Source organism: Sphingomonas sp. (genome assembly GCF_025353885.1).
Classification (GTDB): Bacteria; Pseudomonadota; Alphaproteobacteria; order Sphingomonadales; family Sphingomonadaceae; genus Sphingomonas_O.
The window spans coordinates 1-13,574 of record NZ_JANXNX010000086.1 but is presented as its reverse complement, the minus strand read 5'-3'; the positions used below and the strand labels follow the sequence as shown (position 1 = coordinate 13,574).

Genomic DNA, 13,574 nt, shown 5'->3' with positions numbered 1-13,574 from the left:
CCAGGCCGAGGGGGGCGCCACGAACGTGTGCGGCTGGCGTGACATGATCTGCTTCAACGATTTCTCCGGGGGTGCTGGCAACGTGACGTAACTGAACGCACCGACAAGCCCAACGGGACCGTCTCTAGACAAGATCGTCGCGGACGTCACCTTTTCCGTTGCCCCCAACACCGTCACCCCGGCGAAGGCCGGGGCCTATACGGGTTTCCGAAAGAGGAGCGCCCGACCCGACACCCGTATAGGCCCCGGCCTACGCCGGGGTGACGCGATTTTGGAGGGAACCGCCTCCCTAAATCCTCCCCGTCTCGGAGAGGATCAGAAGACGGGGCCTGTCGCTAATCCTTGTCCGAATTCTGGACCGCTGCCGCCGCCCGGCCCAGATCGTCGAGCGCTTTCATCCGGGCAAAGCTCACGACCTGGTGCGCCAGCACGCCCAGTTGGGCTTTAAGCGCGGCATCGCTGACCGTGCCGTCTTCGGCAAAGACCGGCTGCACTGAATTGACCGTCACCGCCATCGGCGTCGGCCAGCCGCGCAGGGCGTGGACGATACTGCGCAGCGTGGCGAGCGTGGTTCCCGTTGCCTGCCAACCTGCCGCAACCGTGATCAGGCCGACCGCCCGCCCCTCGAAATAGGGGCGCGGATCCTTGGCCATATCCTCGATATAATCGAGTGCGTTCTTGATCAGCCCCGATACCGTGCCGTGATAACCCGGCGATGCGATGACGACACCCTCGGCCCGGCGCAGCGCGGCGATCAACGCTTGCGCCTTGCCGGTGCGCGGTGTGCCATAGCCATACATCGGCAAGTCGAGGGCACTGCCATCGAACAGGATCGTTTCCGCACCCGCCGCCCGACATTCATCGAGCACATGGCGCAGCACGCGTTCGGACGAACTGTTGCTGGTCATCGTGCCGCCCAAACCAACGATCAGGGGCCCAACGATCAGCGGGCCGGCTTTTACGGTATCGGTCAAAATCGTTTATCCTTGCAGGCGCGCGGCGTGCCAGCGCAGGTGATCGACCATGAACGTCGATATGAAATAATAGCTGTGATCATATTCGGGCTCCATCCGCAGCGTCAGGGCGATGCCGGCATCGTCGCACGCGCGCGACAGCAGATGGGGCTTTAACTGGCTCGCCAGGAAAGTGTCGCCCGCGCCCTGGTCGACCATGATCTCTGCGACCCGCGCGCCATCCTCGATCAGCGCGACGGCGTCATAGTCGCGCCACGCCGCGCGGTCGGGGCCCAGATAGCCGCCCAGCGCCTTCTCGCCCCACGGACACCGCCCCGGCGCGACGATGGGCGCGAACGCCGACACCGACCGGAAGCGGCCGGGATTGCGCAACGCGATGGTCAGCGCACCGTGGCCGCCCATCGAATGGCCGGTGATCGACTGGCGCGCCATGTCCGCCGGGAAGTTCGCGGCGATCAGCGCGGGCAATTCGGTTTCGACATAGCTTCGCATCCGAAAGTTCTTCGCCCATGGGGCCTGTGTGGCATCGACGTAGAACCCGGCACCCTGGCCGAAATCATAGGCATCGTCGTCGGGAATATCCGCCCCGCGCGGCGAGGTGTCGGGCGCGACGAAGATCAGCCCGAGTTCAGCGCAGGCGGCGCGATATTCGCCCTTTTCGGTGACATTGGCATGGGTACAGGTCAGCCCCGAAAGAAACCAGACGACCGGCAGCGTCCCCCCGGCCAGATGGTCTGGAACGAATACGGAGAACGTCATGTCGGTGCCGGTTTCCGACGACGCGTGCCGATACACACCCTGCGTCCCGCCATGGCAGCGCACGGTGGAGATGGTTTCAAGTGTCATAACGGACCTGCGCCGGGGTAACGGGGCGATCCGCAGCCGATCCTAGTGGAAAAACAGCCAGAGCAGCAGGATGATGGGGATGGGAATACCGATCAGCCACAACAATAAACCCTTGCCCATGTCGATCTCCTCGCGTCGCCCGCATCGGTGCGGTCGTTACGTCGGTATAACAAAGCATCGTCGTCGTGGTTCCAGCCATCGCCGACGCTTAGCCATGCCGCCCGCTCGTGTCTTCCACTTATCGTTGGGATGGCGTGATCGCTGAAAGCCGATCACCCCCACAATACCGTCACCCCGGCGCAGGCGGGGCCCTATTCGGCTGTCGGGACGCGCGCCGCTCTTTCGGACGCCCGTATGGGCCCCGGCCTGCGCCGGGGTGACGATCGATGGGAGTTCACCCTCGAACCAACCATCAGAAACTCTTGCGTATGCCCCCGAAGAACCCCCGCCTTGCCCCGAACTGCGGCGCGCCCACGCCGACCCCCGAACCGTCCCGGATCAGATATCCTTTATCGAACACGTTAGTGACATCGAACCGCACCGACAGCCCCTTCAACACGCCCGGCCCATCGAAATTCTGCGCGATTCCGAAATTGGCGGTGACATAGGATTTCAGCTTGCCGCCGTTCGGCACCGCGCCATCGGTCCGCAACCCGTCACCGTACAGAAAATCGGCGGTCGGGACCAATGTCCCCAGCCCGTTCCTGATCGTCACGCTGCCGCCGCCCGACGCCGTCCATTGCTGCGAATGATCGGTGTAAATATATTGGCTGGCAATAGAGTTCAGCTCTTCGCGCGCGAAAAAATACTGGCTCGAAATGATGTTCTTGCCCTTTTCCTTGCCGCGCGCGACGTTGGCATACAGCGACAGCGGGCCGTGCGTATAAGCGCTGCGCAGCTCGACCCCCCAAGCATAGCCCTTGGCATAGTTGAACGGAGACAGCACCAGCGACGATCCGAACTGCCCGTCATCCAGCAGGTTACGCTTGATCTTGTAATAGGTGTCGAGGCCGACGGTCAGCCCCGGTGCCAGCGTCTGCTGCACGCCGGCGTCGAAATAATGTTCGCGCTCGGCCCGAACCGGATCGCCTGTCTTGATCTCGGATTCGCGCGTGGTGCCGTCGAACTGCGCCACTTGGGTCGATCCGATCAGCTCTTGTGGGGGCGGCGTGAAGTTGCGGGCATAGCCGATGTGAAAGGTCGTGCCCGTCGCTGGTTCGAACACCAGATTGGCGCGCGGGCTGACCTGCTGCTCCCGGGTATAGGCCCGCACCGCGTCGAAGCGCACGCCATAGTTCAGCGTCAGTTGCGGCGTAATCGACCATTCATCCTGCAAATATACTCCGTAAAGCTGGCCGTTCCTGCCCCCGCGATCGAAGATTGTGGTCGGTTGGTCGGTGGTCTGGTCGCCCTTGCCATCGACCGGGAACACCAGCGACGTCACCGTCGACCGCGTCCGCTCGTTCTGGAAAAACACCCCGAAGCGCAGCGTATGGGCGTCCGACAGCTTATAACTGCCATCGGCCTGAACCCCGATGGCCAGACTCGACAGGCGCGAACGGTCGTTCGATCCGTTAAAGATGATGTCGCCACCCTGCGGGTCGGGCGTAAAGCGCGTCTGCGAATAGCGGGCGAACGGCGCGACCTGAAAGTTCAGCCCGTTGCTGCCGGCATATTGATAGGCCAGGACCCCGTAATGCGTTGTTTCGCGCTGGTTCTGGTCCAGTTGCGCCGAATCGAACGTGTTGCGCCCGTTCAGTGTGAACTGCGGGTCTTGGCCAGGCACGTTGGGGATCTGGAATTTGCCGATCGCTGTGCCGCCGAACGCGGTCAGGCGGCTGCTTTCCGACAGGATGGTCGAGAGATAGGCAAACGCGCGATACTGGCGGGTGCGGTCGTGGATGGCACTGCGCGTCCCGATCGGATTTTCGACGCCAAGGTCGTTCTGCAAATAGCTTCCCGAAAAGAAGTAGTTCGTGTTGCCGGTCGATCCGTGCAGCGTCGCGCTGGGCTGGATGGTGCCGTTGCTGCCGCCGTAAAAGCCGACATCGCCACCGTTTTCAAAAGCACCCGAACGGGTCGTCAGGTTGATGACGCCAGATGTGCGATATCCGTATTGCGCGGGCAGGGTGCCCGTGATCAGCGAAATCGAATCGGCAAGGCGCGGGTCGAATGTCTGGCCAAAGCCCGAGATGCTTTCGGGGACGATGACGCCGTTCAGCCGGTATTGCAGATTGCTGTGCTCGTTACGGACGTGGATTGCGCCATAGCTGTCCTGGGTAACGCCCGGTGCCTGCAACAGCACCTGCGTCAGATTGCGGTCGGCACCGCCCACCTGGTTGTTCAGAACGGTGCGGTCGAAGTTGAATTCGCTCGCACCGAGCGAAGGCAGAATGTCGTTGCGTGCCTCGTCCAGGCGGCGGGCGGACACGACGATCTCACTTTGCGATGTATCGGCTGCCGGACTGGCGGTCTGGGCGAGGGCGGGGGCCGACAGGGCAGCCGTGGCGAACAGGACAAAACGACGCATGATATCTCCGGGTAACGAAACTCCCGGCGTCGCTTTAACGTAATGATATAATGTATCAAGAGACTTGATGCGGCTATCAGGGTCTGGCCATGTGGCCCTGTTGGAGCGTGAACGAACGGCGAAGACGATTCGAGCATCATAGCGAATCTGCAACGGCGTTGACTGCGAGCCGTTCTCCAACACAGGCCCGTCACCCTGCCTTGTCGTTACCCCGGCGAAGGCCGGGGCCGATACGGGTTTTAGAAAGAAGTGCGCCAAATCCCACAGCCGTATAGGCCCCGGCCTGCGTCGGGGTGACGATCGATGGGCCCCGCTTATGCATTGATGACCACAGTGTATGGTGATGTGTCGCTGTGTCGTCCGTCATCGTGTTGCTGCTCTCACTAAACGAAATGTCTGTTCCAATTCCAGTCATGACAAGATCAGCGGTAAGTAAAAGTTATCCGTAACATGAGCGACTTAAATTCAAACTAGCTGAACTCTTCTGCAGATTTTGTGCTTGGGGGAACGAAATGCGTAAAGTTTTACTGGTCATTTTGACATCGATGACGGCTGCCTGTGGCGGCGGAGGCACGAATTCCGCGGGATCGATGCCACCACTCCCGCCAGCTCCGCAAACACCGACGGAAGTAGCGCGGCAGGTTCCTGTCAATTCCTCGTTCGATGCCTTGACCGTGGCTGAAACGTTCAACACAGTGGCATCCACGGCACGGGCCAACCTTGATGCCAATGGTGCCGTTACGGGAATTGCTACAACCCAGGCAGGCTTCAAGTCAGATGTAACGATCGCCTATAATCCGGCAAATCAGAGCTACACTGTCTCCACCGCCCGAGGAGGCATCAATAATCAAACAACGTTTACCTCGGCCGACAGCGATTCCTCACCCGCTGGCATCCTTACATACAGTAAGTCGATCTCGCCAACCGAGGGCGCACAACTTTTGCTGACGAAACCGTCGGGTCTTCATTATTCTGCTCTCGGCACCTGGACGGATGGAAGTGAATCATCGAGCGGTGCACTTGTGCAGGCGAGCATTTTTGCATTTGGTCAAGAAACGGCTTTCGTTTCACTTCCTAAAACCGGGAGTGCGACCTATCAGTTGTTAGTCGCGGGCATTGGCCGAGAAGGGGCAGTCCCATATGGGATCGGCGGAGTGGGCACGGCAAGCGTAAACTTCAGCAACGCTAGTCTGGCCGCCGATCTCCGCGCTGGGCTTTATGACGGTAATGGAAACATTGTATCGACACAGACGCTGACCGGAACAGCGACTATCGCTTCCGATTTTGCGCGTTTTGCTGGATCTCTCCAAGGTACAGTGAATGGCACGCCAGTTACAGGACCCATGAACGGAGCGTTTTTCGGTCCGGCCGCCGAAGAAATTGGTGGCTCATTCAAGGTAACGGGCGGGCAGTTTGAGGCAGTCGGAGGGTTCGTCGGCGTAAAGTGAGCGCTTATGCCTTTGTGCCGCGTGGTATTTGTTTTGGCCTCGCCTGCGTCCTGTCAAGCTTACCGACCGTCTCGCGGGCAACGACGGCGCAGTTGAGCCCCGAACAAATCGTTACCTTGGCCGAACAATTCCTCGGCCAAGGTCGGTTGAACGACGCCGCTGTGCTTTTGGATAGTCTTGCTGGTCAGAACGACGGCGGTCCGCAGCGCGTGTTTCTACAAGGTCTGCTTGCGTTGGAGCGAAAGCAGTATCGCGAAGCAGCGCGTTTTTTTCGAGAAGTGCTGCGCGATCGGCCCGACTCGCCGCGCGTCCGCCTGGAACTTGCCCGGACCTTGTTTCTTGCCGCGAAGTGGTCGGCGGCCGACTATCAATTCCGGCTGGCAGATGTAAAAAATCTACCCCCAACGACGCACCGGATCATCAATAGCTTTCGCCAGCGAATTCGCGAGCAACGCCGCTGGACCGCGACACTTGAACTTGGGCTGGCTCCCGATACCAACGTCAATCAGGGGAGCGAGAGCGACATTGCCATTATCTATGGTCGTCCTTTCCAACTCAGCGATGACGCACGAAGACGCTCCGGCGTGGGCCTGACCGGTTCCACAAGTGGTGAGTTCCGTTTCCTGCGTCGGCCTGGCAGCGCGATCGTCGTCAGCGGCTTTGCAAACTTTGTTGAATATGATGGGCCACTGTTTGATGACTATCTGGTGGGGGGCGCTGTCGGCCGACAGCAGGATTTAGGGCAGGGCAGGCTAACAGTCTCGGCCACGGGGTTCCATCGTTGGTATGGCCAGCGGCCATACGCGATCGGTTACGGGATACGTGCGCAATATGGAGCTCCTGTCGGCAAGTGGCAGCGCACGATGCAGGTTGCCGTTCAGCGCATCACCTATCCGCGATCCCCGGTTCAGACTGGGCTTTCGCTATCCGCAACACTGGGGGTCGGGCACTCACTTACGGCCAGCAGCGCCGCAACCGCCCAACTGTCTGTGACCCGCCAGCAGGCGCGCGATGCGGGCTATGCGTTCATCGACGGTGGGCTGAACCTGGCTTATTACCGCGAGCTTCCTGTCGGGCTTTCGATGGCAGTCGATCTGTCGGTTGATCGGACGATTTATGATGCTGCCATCACTGCCTACGGGCCTGCGGCACGGCGCCAATGGCGGGGCCGCACCAGTATATCGCTCGCCAAACGTGATTGGCTCTTCGCGGGCTTTGCTCCGGCGGTGAAGGTCACACAAGCGCTCCAGCGATCCAACATCAGTCTTTTTGACTTCGCCCGACGTAGAATTGAGCTGACGGTCACGCGGCCCTTGTAATGACCGTCCGACCATGGGGGCCCTGCAGCAGCGTGAACGACATATCGAACGTCTCCGCCAGCGCCTCGGCGGTAAATGCCTCGACCGTCGGACCGGCCGCCACGATCCGGCCGTTGCGCAGCATCACGATGTCGTCGGCCGCTGCCGCCGCGTTCAGGTCGTGGAGCACGGTCACGACGCCGCACCCCGCCGCCGCAGTCTGCGCCATCAGCGTCAACATCCGTTGCTGATGACGCGGGTCCAGGTTGGCCAGCGGCTCGTCCGCCAGCAGCCATTCGGGCTCGCCGGCAATCACCCGCGCCAGCAGCACCCGCGCGCGCTCTCCCCCCGACATCGCATCCAGCGGGCGGTCGGCCAGGGCCTCGGTATCGGTCGCCACCAGCGCCGCCGCGATCGCCGCTGTGTCGCGCGCGTCCGGCCCGGCGAATCGCGACCGATGCGGCAGGCGACCCAGCGCCACCAGCTCGCGTGCCGTGACATTCCAGACGCCCTCGGCAGTCTGCGGCAGATACCCGATCCGCCGCGCCCGCGCGCTGGCGGACAACGTGCTCAACTTCACGCCGTCGATGCTCACCGTTCCCGAGTCAGGGACAAGAACTCCGCTAACTATCCGTAATAGCGTCGTTTTTCCCGACCCGTTCGGCCCGATCACGGCGGTCACCCGACCTGCTCGAAACGCGATCGAAACATTGTCCAGCGCTTTGACACCGCCCCGATGGGTGTAAACGAGATGCTCTACCAACACGCTCATACCCGCATCCGGCTCAACAGGAAGAAAAAGAACGGCGCCCCGATCAACGCCATCGCGATGCCCAGCCGGACCTCGCCCGCGCCCGGAGTCAGCCGCACCAGGCTGTCCGCCGCCAGCACCAGCGCCGCGCCGCCCAGCGCGCTCGGCAGCAGGATCGCAGACGGGCGCTCCCCCACGAACCGCCGGGCGATATGGGGGACGATCAGCCCGACGAAACCGACGATCCCCGACACCGCGACCGACGCTCCGATCGCCAGGCACAGGCCAGCCACGATGACGCCCTGCAGCCTTGGCATGTCGATCCCCAGACTGCGCGCGGCATCCTCGCCCAGCGTCAGCGCGTCGAGGCTGCGGCCCGTGGTCAGCAACAGGATCATCCCCACCACGATCAGCGGCACCGCGCGCATCGCGTCGGCCATGCTGCGATCGGTCAGCGCCCCCATCAGCCAGCCGATAATCTCGCTCGTCGCAAACGGGTTCGGCGCGATCGAAATCAGGAAGGCGGTCAGCGCGCCCGACAGGCTCGACAACACCGTTCCCGCCAGGATGAAGGCCAGCGGGCTGCTGCCCCGACCCCCCAGGGCTACCAGCAGGATCACGGCTGCGCCCGCACCCGCCATCGCCGCGCCAAAGACAATCACCGGCGACACCGCCGCCCCGAGGAAGATCGCCCCGACCGCCCCCAGCGCCGCCGTCGACGAGATGCCGACGATCGAAGGATCGGCCAGCTGGTTGCGAAGATACCCCTGCAACACCGCCCCCGACAGGCCTAGGCCCGCGCCGATGAACAGTGCCAGTATGGCGCGCGGCAGGCGGAGGTCGAGGACGATCCACGCCGCCGGCCCCGCATGAAAAAAGTCGGCGGGCGGCAGCCATACCTTGCCCGCCAGCAACGACAGCGCGAACAGGGCCGCGACCAGTATCGCCAGCCCGGCCTTCACAGCCCCGCCCTGACCTGCTTTAACCGCGCCATCACCCGGATGATCGTTGGGCCGCCGCAAAACAGCATCGCTTCGGGAAAGTCCGCGACGATCGTCCTCCCCTTCAACCGCGCGAGGGTGGCATGACGCTGCACCAGATCGCGCGCGCTGCCCCCTGGCGACAGGATGACGCGCGGCGGGTTCAGCAGCACCGGTTCGAGGGGCAGGTTGCCCCAGCCAACCATGCCGTAGGTCACGCCCATGTTACGAAATCCTGCCAGGCCGAGCATTTCGCTTGCGAGCGAATCGCGACCGGGCACCAGCCCGCCACCCTGCCAGATCAGCGCGGGGATGCGATCCGGCGCCCGCGCATCGCGCACTGCCGTGTCGATCCGCGCGACCAGCCCGACGCCCCCCGCCGGGTTGCCGACGGCGTTGGCGATGGTCATGACCTGCGCGCGGCTTTCGGAGATGGTGCTGGCGACCCCGATCGAAATGGTGCGGATGCCGGCGCGCTTGATCGCCCAGCTGGTCGCTGCCGGAGTGGGGCTGCCGGTGAGGAACAGGTCGGGGTGCATCATCAGCACTTCCTCGGCGGTATCGCCGATCGTCGCGAACCGCCGCGCCCAATTCAAATCGACCGAAGTCGACCGCGGACCGATAGAATAATGGCTGATCGCCGCGATCCGGGAAGGTGGTGCGACCTCTGCCAAGATGGCGTCGATGCAAGGGTTGTTCGAAACGATTCGTCGGGGAAGGCCGGGCCGTCGGTGAAACAACGTTGGCCCGACGGCAGGCGAAACCGGCGCGCTCGCCAGCAGGAGGAGCGCGCCGATCATCGTCAGATTTTAACCCGCACGCCGACATGGGCGTTGCGACCGAACGTGCCGTAGCCCGATACGATTTGATATTTCTCGTCGAACAGGTTCTCGACCCGGCCGAAAATCTCGAACCGGTCACCGATGGGCACCGAAGCCCGGATGCTGGCGACGACATAGCCATCGAGGCTGGTCGTAGTGAAAGTCCGGAAATCGCTGTCGTCGCTGTCACTGACAGTTTGGACGCTGGCCCCGAGATTGACGCGATCCCAGGCATTCCAGTCGATCGCGGCGTTCAGGCTGTGCTTGGGACGACGCAGCAGCGCCGCTCCAGTCGGGCGGTTCTTGGCCTCGATCAGGCTGTAGTTTGCCGTGAACGTCAGATGCGTGGTCGGACGCGCCTCGACGAACAGTTCAACGCCCTTGCTCCGCGTGCGGTCGAGGTTGTTGTAATAACCGCCGAACGGTCGTGTGGCGCACAGCGAATCGAGGTTCAGGTAGCACGACACGAAATTGATCTGGTTCCGCGTGTCGCGCAGGAATGCCGTGGCCCCCACCTTCAGCGTGCCGTCAATCACCGACTGTTCGATGCCGACATCATAGCTGCGGGCTGTTTCGGGCTGCAAGGGCGACGCGCCTGCCGGTGTCCCGTATTCGCTATAGATTTGATACAGCGTCGGTGCCTTGAACCCCTCGCCATAGCTGGCGCGGATTACGGTGCCGCTGCCCATGCGCCATGCGGCATTGCCGCTGAACGTCACCTTGGTGCCATAGGTCTTGTGATCGTCCACTCGGACGCCGCCGGTGATGGTCAGCGTGGCAACCGGCTTAACGATCGCCTGAAGATAGCCGCTTTCGACATTGGTCTGCTCGCGGAATGCCCGGTCGCGGTAGCGTGAGTTTTCATGTTCAAGGCCGAACACCGCGCGCACGCCTTCTGTGACGGTTGCGTCCCCCTGATATTCATAGCGCTCGACCCTCCCCCGGTAGGACAACGAAGAACGCGCAACCGATGGCGCGGCGAAGCTGTCGCGATCGGTGTCGTTCAGCGTGAAGGCAAGGCGGTTCTTTAAGGCGCCATCGAAAAGGGCGACATTCAAGCCCGCGTAGCCGAATATCTGCCGGGTCTTCGAATAGTTCAGCGTGTCGGCGAATTCATAAAACGGCGGGGGAAAGCCGTCGAAATTCACGCGGCTATCGGCATAGTTGGCGCGCAGATCGAGGCTGACATTTCCGCTGAACTGGACTCCAAGCCGCCCGTTTGCGGCATATTGGCGGAAGCCGTCGCGCTCGGTACCATCCTTGTAGGCCGAGATGCCGTCGTCATCGAAATACCCGCCTCCGAGCGAAGCCGAAAAGATCCCGAACCTGCCGCCGAGCTCGCCGACGACCTGCTTGCTATTCTTATAGCCATATTCGGCGCGCAGCGATCCGCCGAGCGTTTCTGGCACCGGCGCGGTTACGATATTCACGACCCCGCCCAGCGCCTGGCTGCCCCATGGCACCGAATTCGGTCCGCGTAGCACTTCGATATGGTCGATATTGCCCGTCAGGAGATTGCCGAAATCATAGGCTCCGGCAGGGGACGTCGGATCGTTGACGCGGACGCCGTCGATCAGGACCAGCGTCTGCGCGTCCTCGGCACCCCGAATACGGACCGCGGTCGGCTGGCCGTAACCACCGTTGCGCGTGACGGTGACGCCAGGCGTGGTCGACAACAGGTCTGACACGGCCTGGGTCTGGCGTGTTTCGATCGTCGCCTTGTCGATCACGGTAATAGCCTGCCCCGAGTCGTCGGCGTCCTGGGCAGCGCCGGTTGCCGTCACGACGATCGTCGATGCAGCATCGGTATCGGGAAGTTCGGCAAACGCCGAGACGGGCAGCAGCGCGATGGCTGCAACAGCATGTTTGAAACGGATCATGAGAGATTTTCCTTTGCATTGACGACACACGAATGTCGCCACGCGAAGGAAATCCTTCGTTCGCCCGCGTCTTCCCGCACGGCCGAAGTACGACTGTGACAGGCAGGTCTCCTGGCTCCCGGGTCAATGCTGCCTCTGACGCCTTCCCAGTCGGCCGGTTTCCCGGTTTTCCAGTGGCATGTGCCAGCGCAGCTCGCCGGTTACAGTTGCGGGAACAGCGTCGGGTTCAAACCGACTTCCCTATTATTCTCCTTTCGGAGAACCTGTCACGCCGCGGCGGGTAGCGCAGGTTATGCTGCATTGCAAATCGACGGGGCAGAGCATGGCGATCGCAGACCTTGTTAACCGTCACGATGTAGAGTGGCATGACCGTCTGGTGGGGACCGACGGCACACTGTCGCGAAAGGTGTTCGAGTGTTAAGTCCCCGTCCCCGTTTCCGCCCTGAATTGGCAAAATCGGCAAGGCCCATCCGCCAGCGTGCGCCGCAGGCGCGACTGCCGGACGACAGCTATACTGAACTGGTCACCATGTTGATCGATGGCCGGATACCCATCGCGGTCATGGCGCTGACCATCGTCGCAGTTGTCGTGCTGGACCAGATCAAGGAATGGGATAGCTGGACCCTCGCGCTGGCCTGCGGGATCCTGGTTCTCCTCGCACTGCGGGCACTGGTGGTGACCCTATTCGTGAATCGATCGCGCGCACACGCTTTTCCGGTCGGGCTCGTCCAGGACTGGGAGGTCCGCTATGTCCGCGTGATCCTGCCCTATGTGACGCTGTTGGGTCTTTTTAACTTTCATCTCGCCATCACCGGCGGAGAGGGGGTGCGCCTGCTGGTCGCGGTCGACACATTTGGCTTTTGCGCGGCGACGGTCTCGCGCGGCTTCGTGCGGCCGCAGCTTTGTGCCCTAATGGTGCTGATCGGGGCGTTGCCGACGGCGGTCGGATTTCTCTTCATGGCGGCTGCCAGCGAGGGCGTGGCGGCGGTGGCATTCGCTACGGTCGGCGGCCTGACGACGATCTATGCCGTGTCCAGCCTCGAAACCGTCCGTCATCTGTATCGGGCGATGCTGGCACAACTGGCCACCAAGCGCGAGCTGGCGGCCTTTGCGCGGGTCGATCCGCTGACAGGACTGGCAAACCGGCTGGCGATGCGCGAAACGCTGGCCAGGGAAATCGCGCATGACTGTGAGTCTGCATCACTGGCCCTCCTGATGATCGACCTTGATGGGTTCAAGGCGGTCAACGATCGTCTGGGCCATCCGATCGGGGATCGCCTGTTGTGCGAAATCGGTCGGCGGCTGGGCAGAATTGTCAGGGAGGGCGACCTTGCCGTGCGGCTGGGGGGTGACGAGTTTTGCGTCATCCAGACCGGTATCGCGTCATCGTCCACTGCCGAGGCGCTGGCCAACCGGATCATCAAGACGCTGGCCGAGCCATTCCTGTGCGATGGCGACAGCGTGCAAGTCGGGTCGAGCATCGGCGTTGCGCTGGACGACGGGTCGATCGCCGACATCGATGACCTGATGGAGCGGGCGGACAGCGCCCTTTACCGGGCCAAACGACAGGGCGGCAACACGTTGCGCTTCTGGCGCAGCACGGCGAAGCTGACACTAGCGGCATAGCGAACGCGAAGGACGGCAATGGTGGGCGCGTCGGGACTTAGCATTATCCGCAAACTCAAGTACTTAAGTTTGGCTAACTGATCACAAATGATAAATCGAACCCCCAGTGAGGCGATATAACTGGCTAACCGATTTTTCTATCTTCTCGTCAGAAAGCGAAGGTCGTTGGCCAGCTGTCTTCATAAACCTGTGGTCCCACTTTTGGAAAGGGCAACATGTTTCTCCTGATACCAGGGAAATCATAAAAAGGAGAACGGAAATAATGCGCTTAAACTTGCTGGATTGGGTGTTCGCAGTTCCAGTGAAATCCGAAAACTATGTTTTCTATTAAATACAAATTAATTAGAGCCTATGTGCAGTGCAACGCTTTACGGATGTTCGGGTATTTCGTAGCTTAGGCTATTAAGCGGTGGAAGGCTA

Annotated in this window: 10 protein-coding genes and 1 riboswitch; of the genes, 3 read left to right on the top strand and 7 right to left on the bottom strand. The window is 61.8% G+C overall.

What is annotated here, in order from left to right; genetic code table 11:
• Nucleotides 1-335 precede the first annotated feature (335 nt).
• From Q0R02_RS09845 to Q0R02_RS09835, 3 genes are all read right to left on the bottom strand, one after another.
• A complete protein-coding gene (locus Q0R02_RS09845; RefSeq protein WP_293882957.1) occupies nt 336-974 on the bottom strand; it encodes an NADPH-dependent FMN reductase in 639 nt (212 codons plus the stop codon).
• Between the two features lie 6 nt (nt 975-980).
• Entirely contained in the window at nt 981-1,820 is an 840-nt protein-coding gene (gene fghA, locus Q0R02_RS09840) for an S-formylglutathione hydrolase (protein WP_293882956.1), read from the bottom strand.
• A 412-nt stretch (nt 1,821-2,232) separates the two neighbouring features.
• A complete protein-coding gene (locus Q0R02_RS09835) occupies nt 2,233-4,350 on the bottom strand; it encodes a TonB-dependent receptor (RefSeq protein WP_293882954.1) in 2,118 nt (705 codons plus the stop codon).
• Between the two features lie 512 nt (nt 4,351-4,862).
• Between Q0R02_RS09835 and Q0R02_RS09830 the strand changes: the two genes are divergently transcribed.
• Nucleotides 4,863-5,798 carry a transferrin-binding protein-like solute binding protein gene (locus tag Q0R02_RS09830; protein WP_293882952.1) on the top strand — a complete coding sequence of 312 codons (936 nt, stop codon included), beginning with the start codon at nt 4,863-4,865 and terminating at the stop codon, nt 5,796-5,798.
• Nucleotides 5,795-7,117 (top strand): surface lipoprotein assembly modifier, encoded by a 1,323-nt coding sequence (locus tag Q0R02_RS09825; RefSeq protein ID WP_293882951.1) that lies wholly within the window; start codon nt 5,795-5,797, stop codon nt 7,115-7,117. The genes Q0R02_RS09830 and Q0R02_RS09825 overlap by 4 nt, the downstream gene beginning before the upstream one ends.
• On the opposite strand, the gene Q0R02_RS09820 is transcribed toward Q0R02_RS09825, so the two are convergent.
• Genes Q0R02_RS09820 through Q0R02_RS09805 form a run of 4 tightly spaced genes read right to left on the bottom strand, consistent with a single transcriptional unit; the run spans nt 7,101 to nt 11,528 of the window.
• On the bottom strand, nt 7,101-7,868 hold the full coding sequence (locus Q0R02_RS09820) for an ABC transporter ATP-binding protein (RefSeq protein ID WP_293882949.1): 768 nt from the start codon (nt 7,866-7,868) through the stop codon (nt 7,101-7,103). The two genes, Q0R02_RS09825 and Q0R02_RS09820, sit on opposite strands and share 17 nt — an antisense overlap.
• Nucleotides 7,865-8,809: an iron ABC transporter permease gene (locus Q0R02_RS09815; RefSeq protein ID WP_293882959.1), complete on the bottom strand. Its 945-nt coding sequence runs from the start codon at nt 8,807-8,809 to the stop codon at nt 7,865-7,867. Before Q0R02_RS09815 ends, Q0R02_RS09820 begins: the two co-directional genes overlap by 4 nt.
• Nucleotides 8,806-9,627 (bottom strand): ABC transporter substrate-binding protein, encoded by an 822-nt coding sequence (locus Q0R02_RS09810; RefSeq protein WP_293882946.1) that lies wholly within the window; start codon nt 9,625-9,627, stop codon nt 8,806-8,808. Before Q0R02_RS09810 ends, Q0R02_RS09815 begins: the two co-directional genes overlap by 4 nt.
• 2 nt (nt 9,628-9,629) lie before the next feature.
• On the bottom strand, nt 9,630-11,528 hold the full coding sequence (locus Q0R02_RS09805) for a TonB-dependent siderophore receptor (RefSeq protein WP_293882944.1): 1,899 nt from the start codon (nt 11,526-11,528) through the stop codon (nt 9,630-9,632).
• An 83-nt stretch (nt 11,529-11,611) separates the two neighbouring features.
• A riboswitch (cobalamin riboswitch) is annotated at nt 11,612-11,810 on the bottom strand.
• A 132-nt stretch (nt 11,811-11,942) separates the two neighbouring features.
• Here Q0R02_RS09805 and Q0R02_RS09800 point away from each other — a divergent pair.
• Nucleotides 11,943-13,154: a GGDEF domain-containing protein gene (locus Q0R02_RS09800; RefSeq protein ID WP_293882943.1), complete on the top strand. Its 1,212-nt coding sequence runs from the start codon at nt 11,943-11,945 to the stop codon at nt 13,152-13,154.
• Nucleotides 13,155-13,574: the final 420 nt, after the last annotated feature.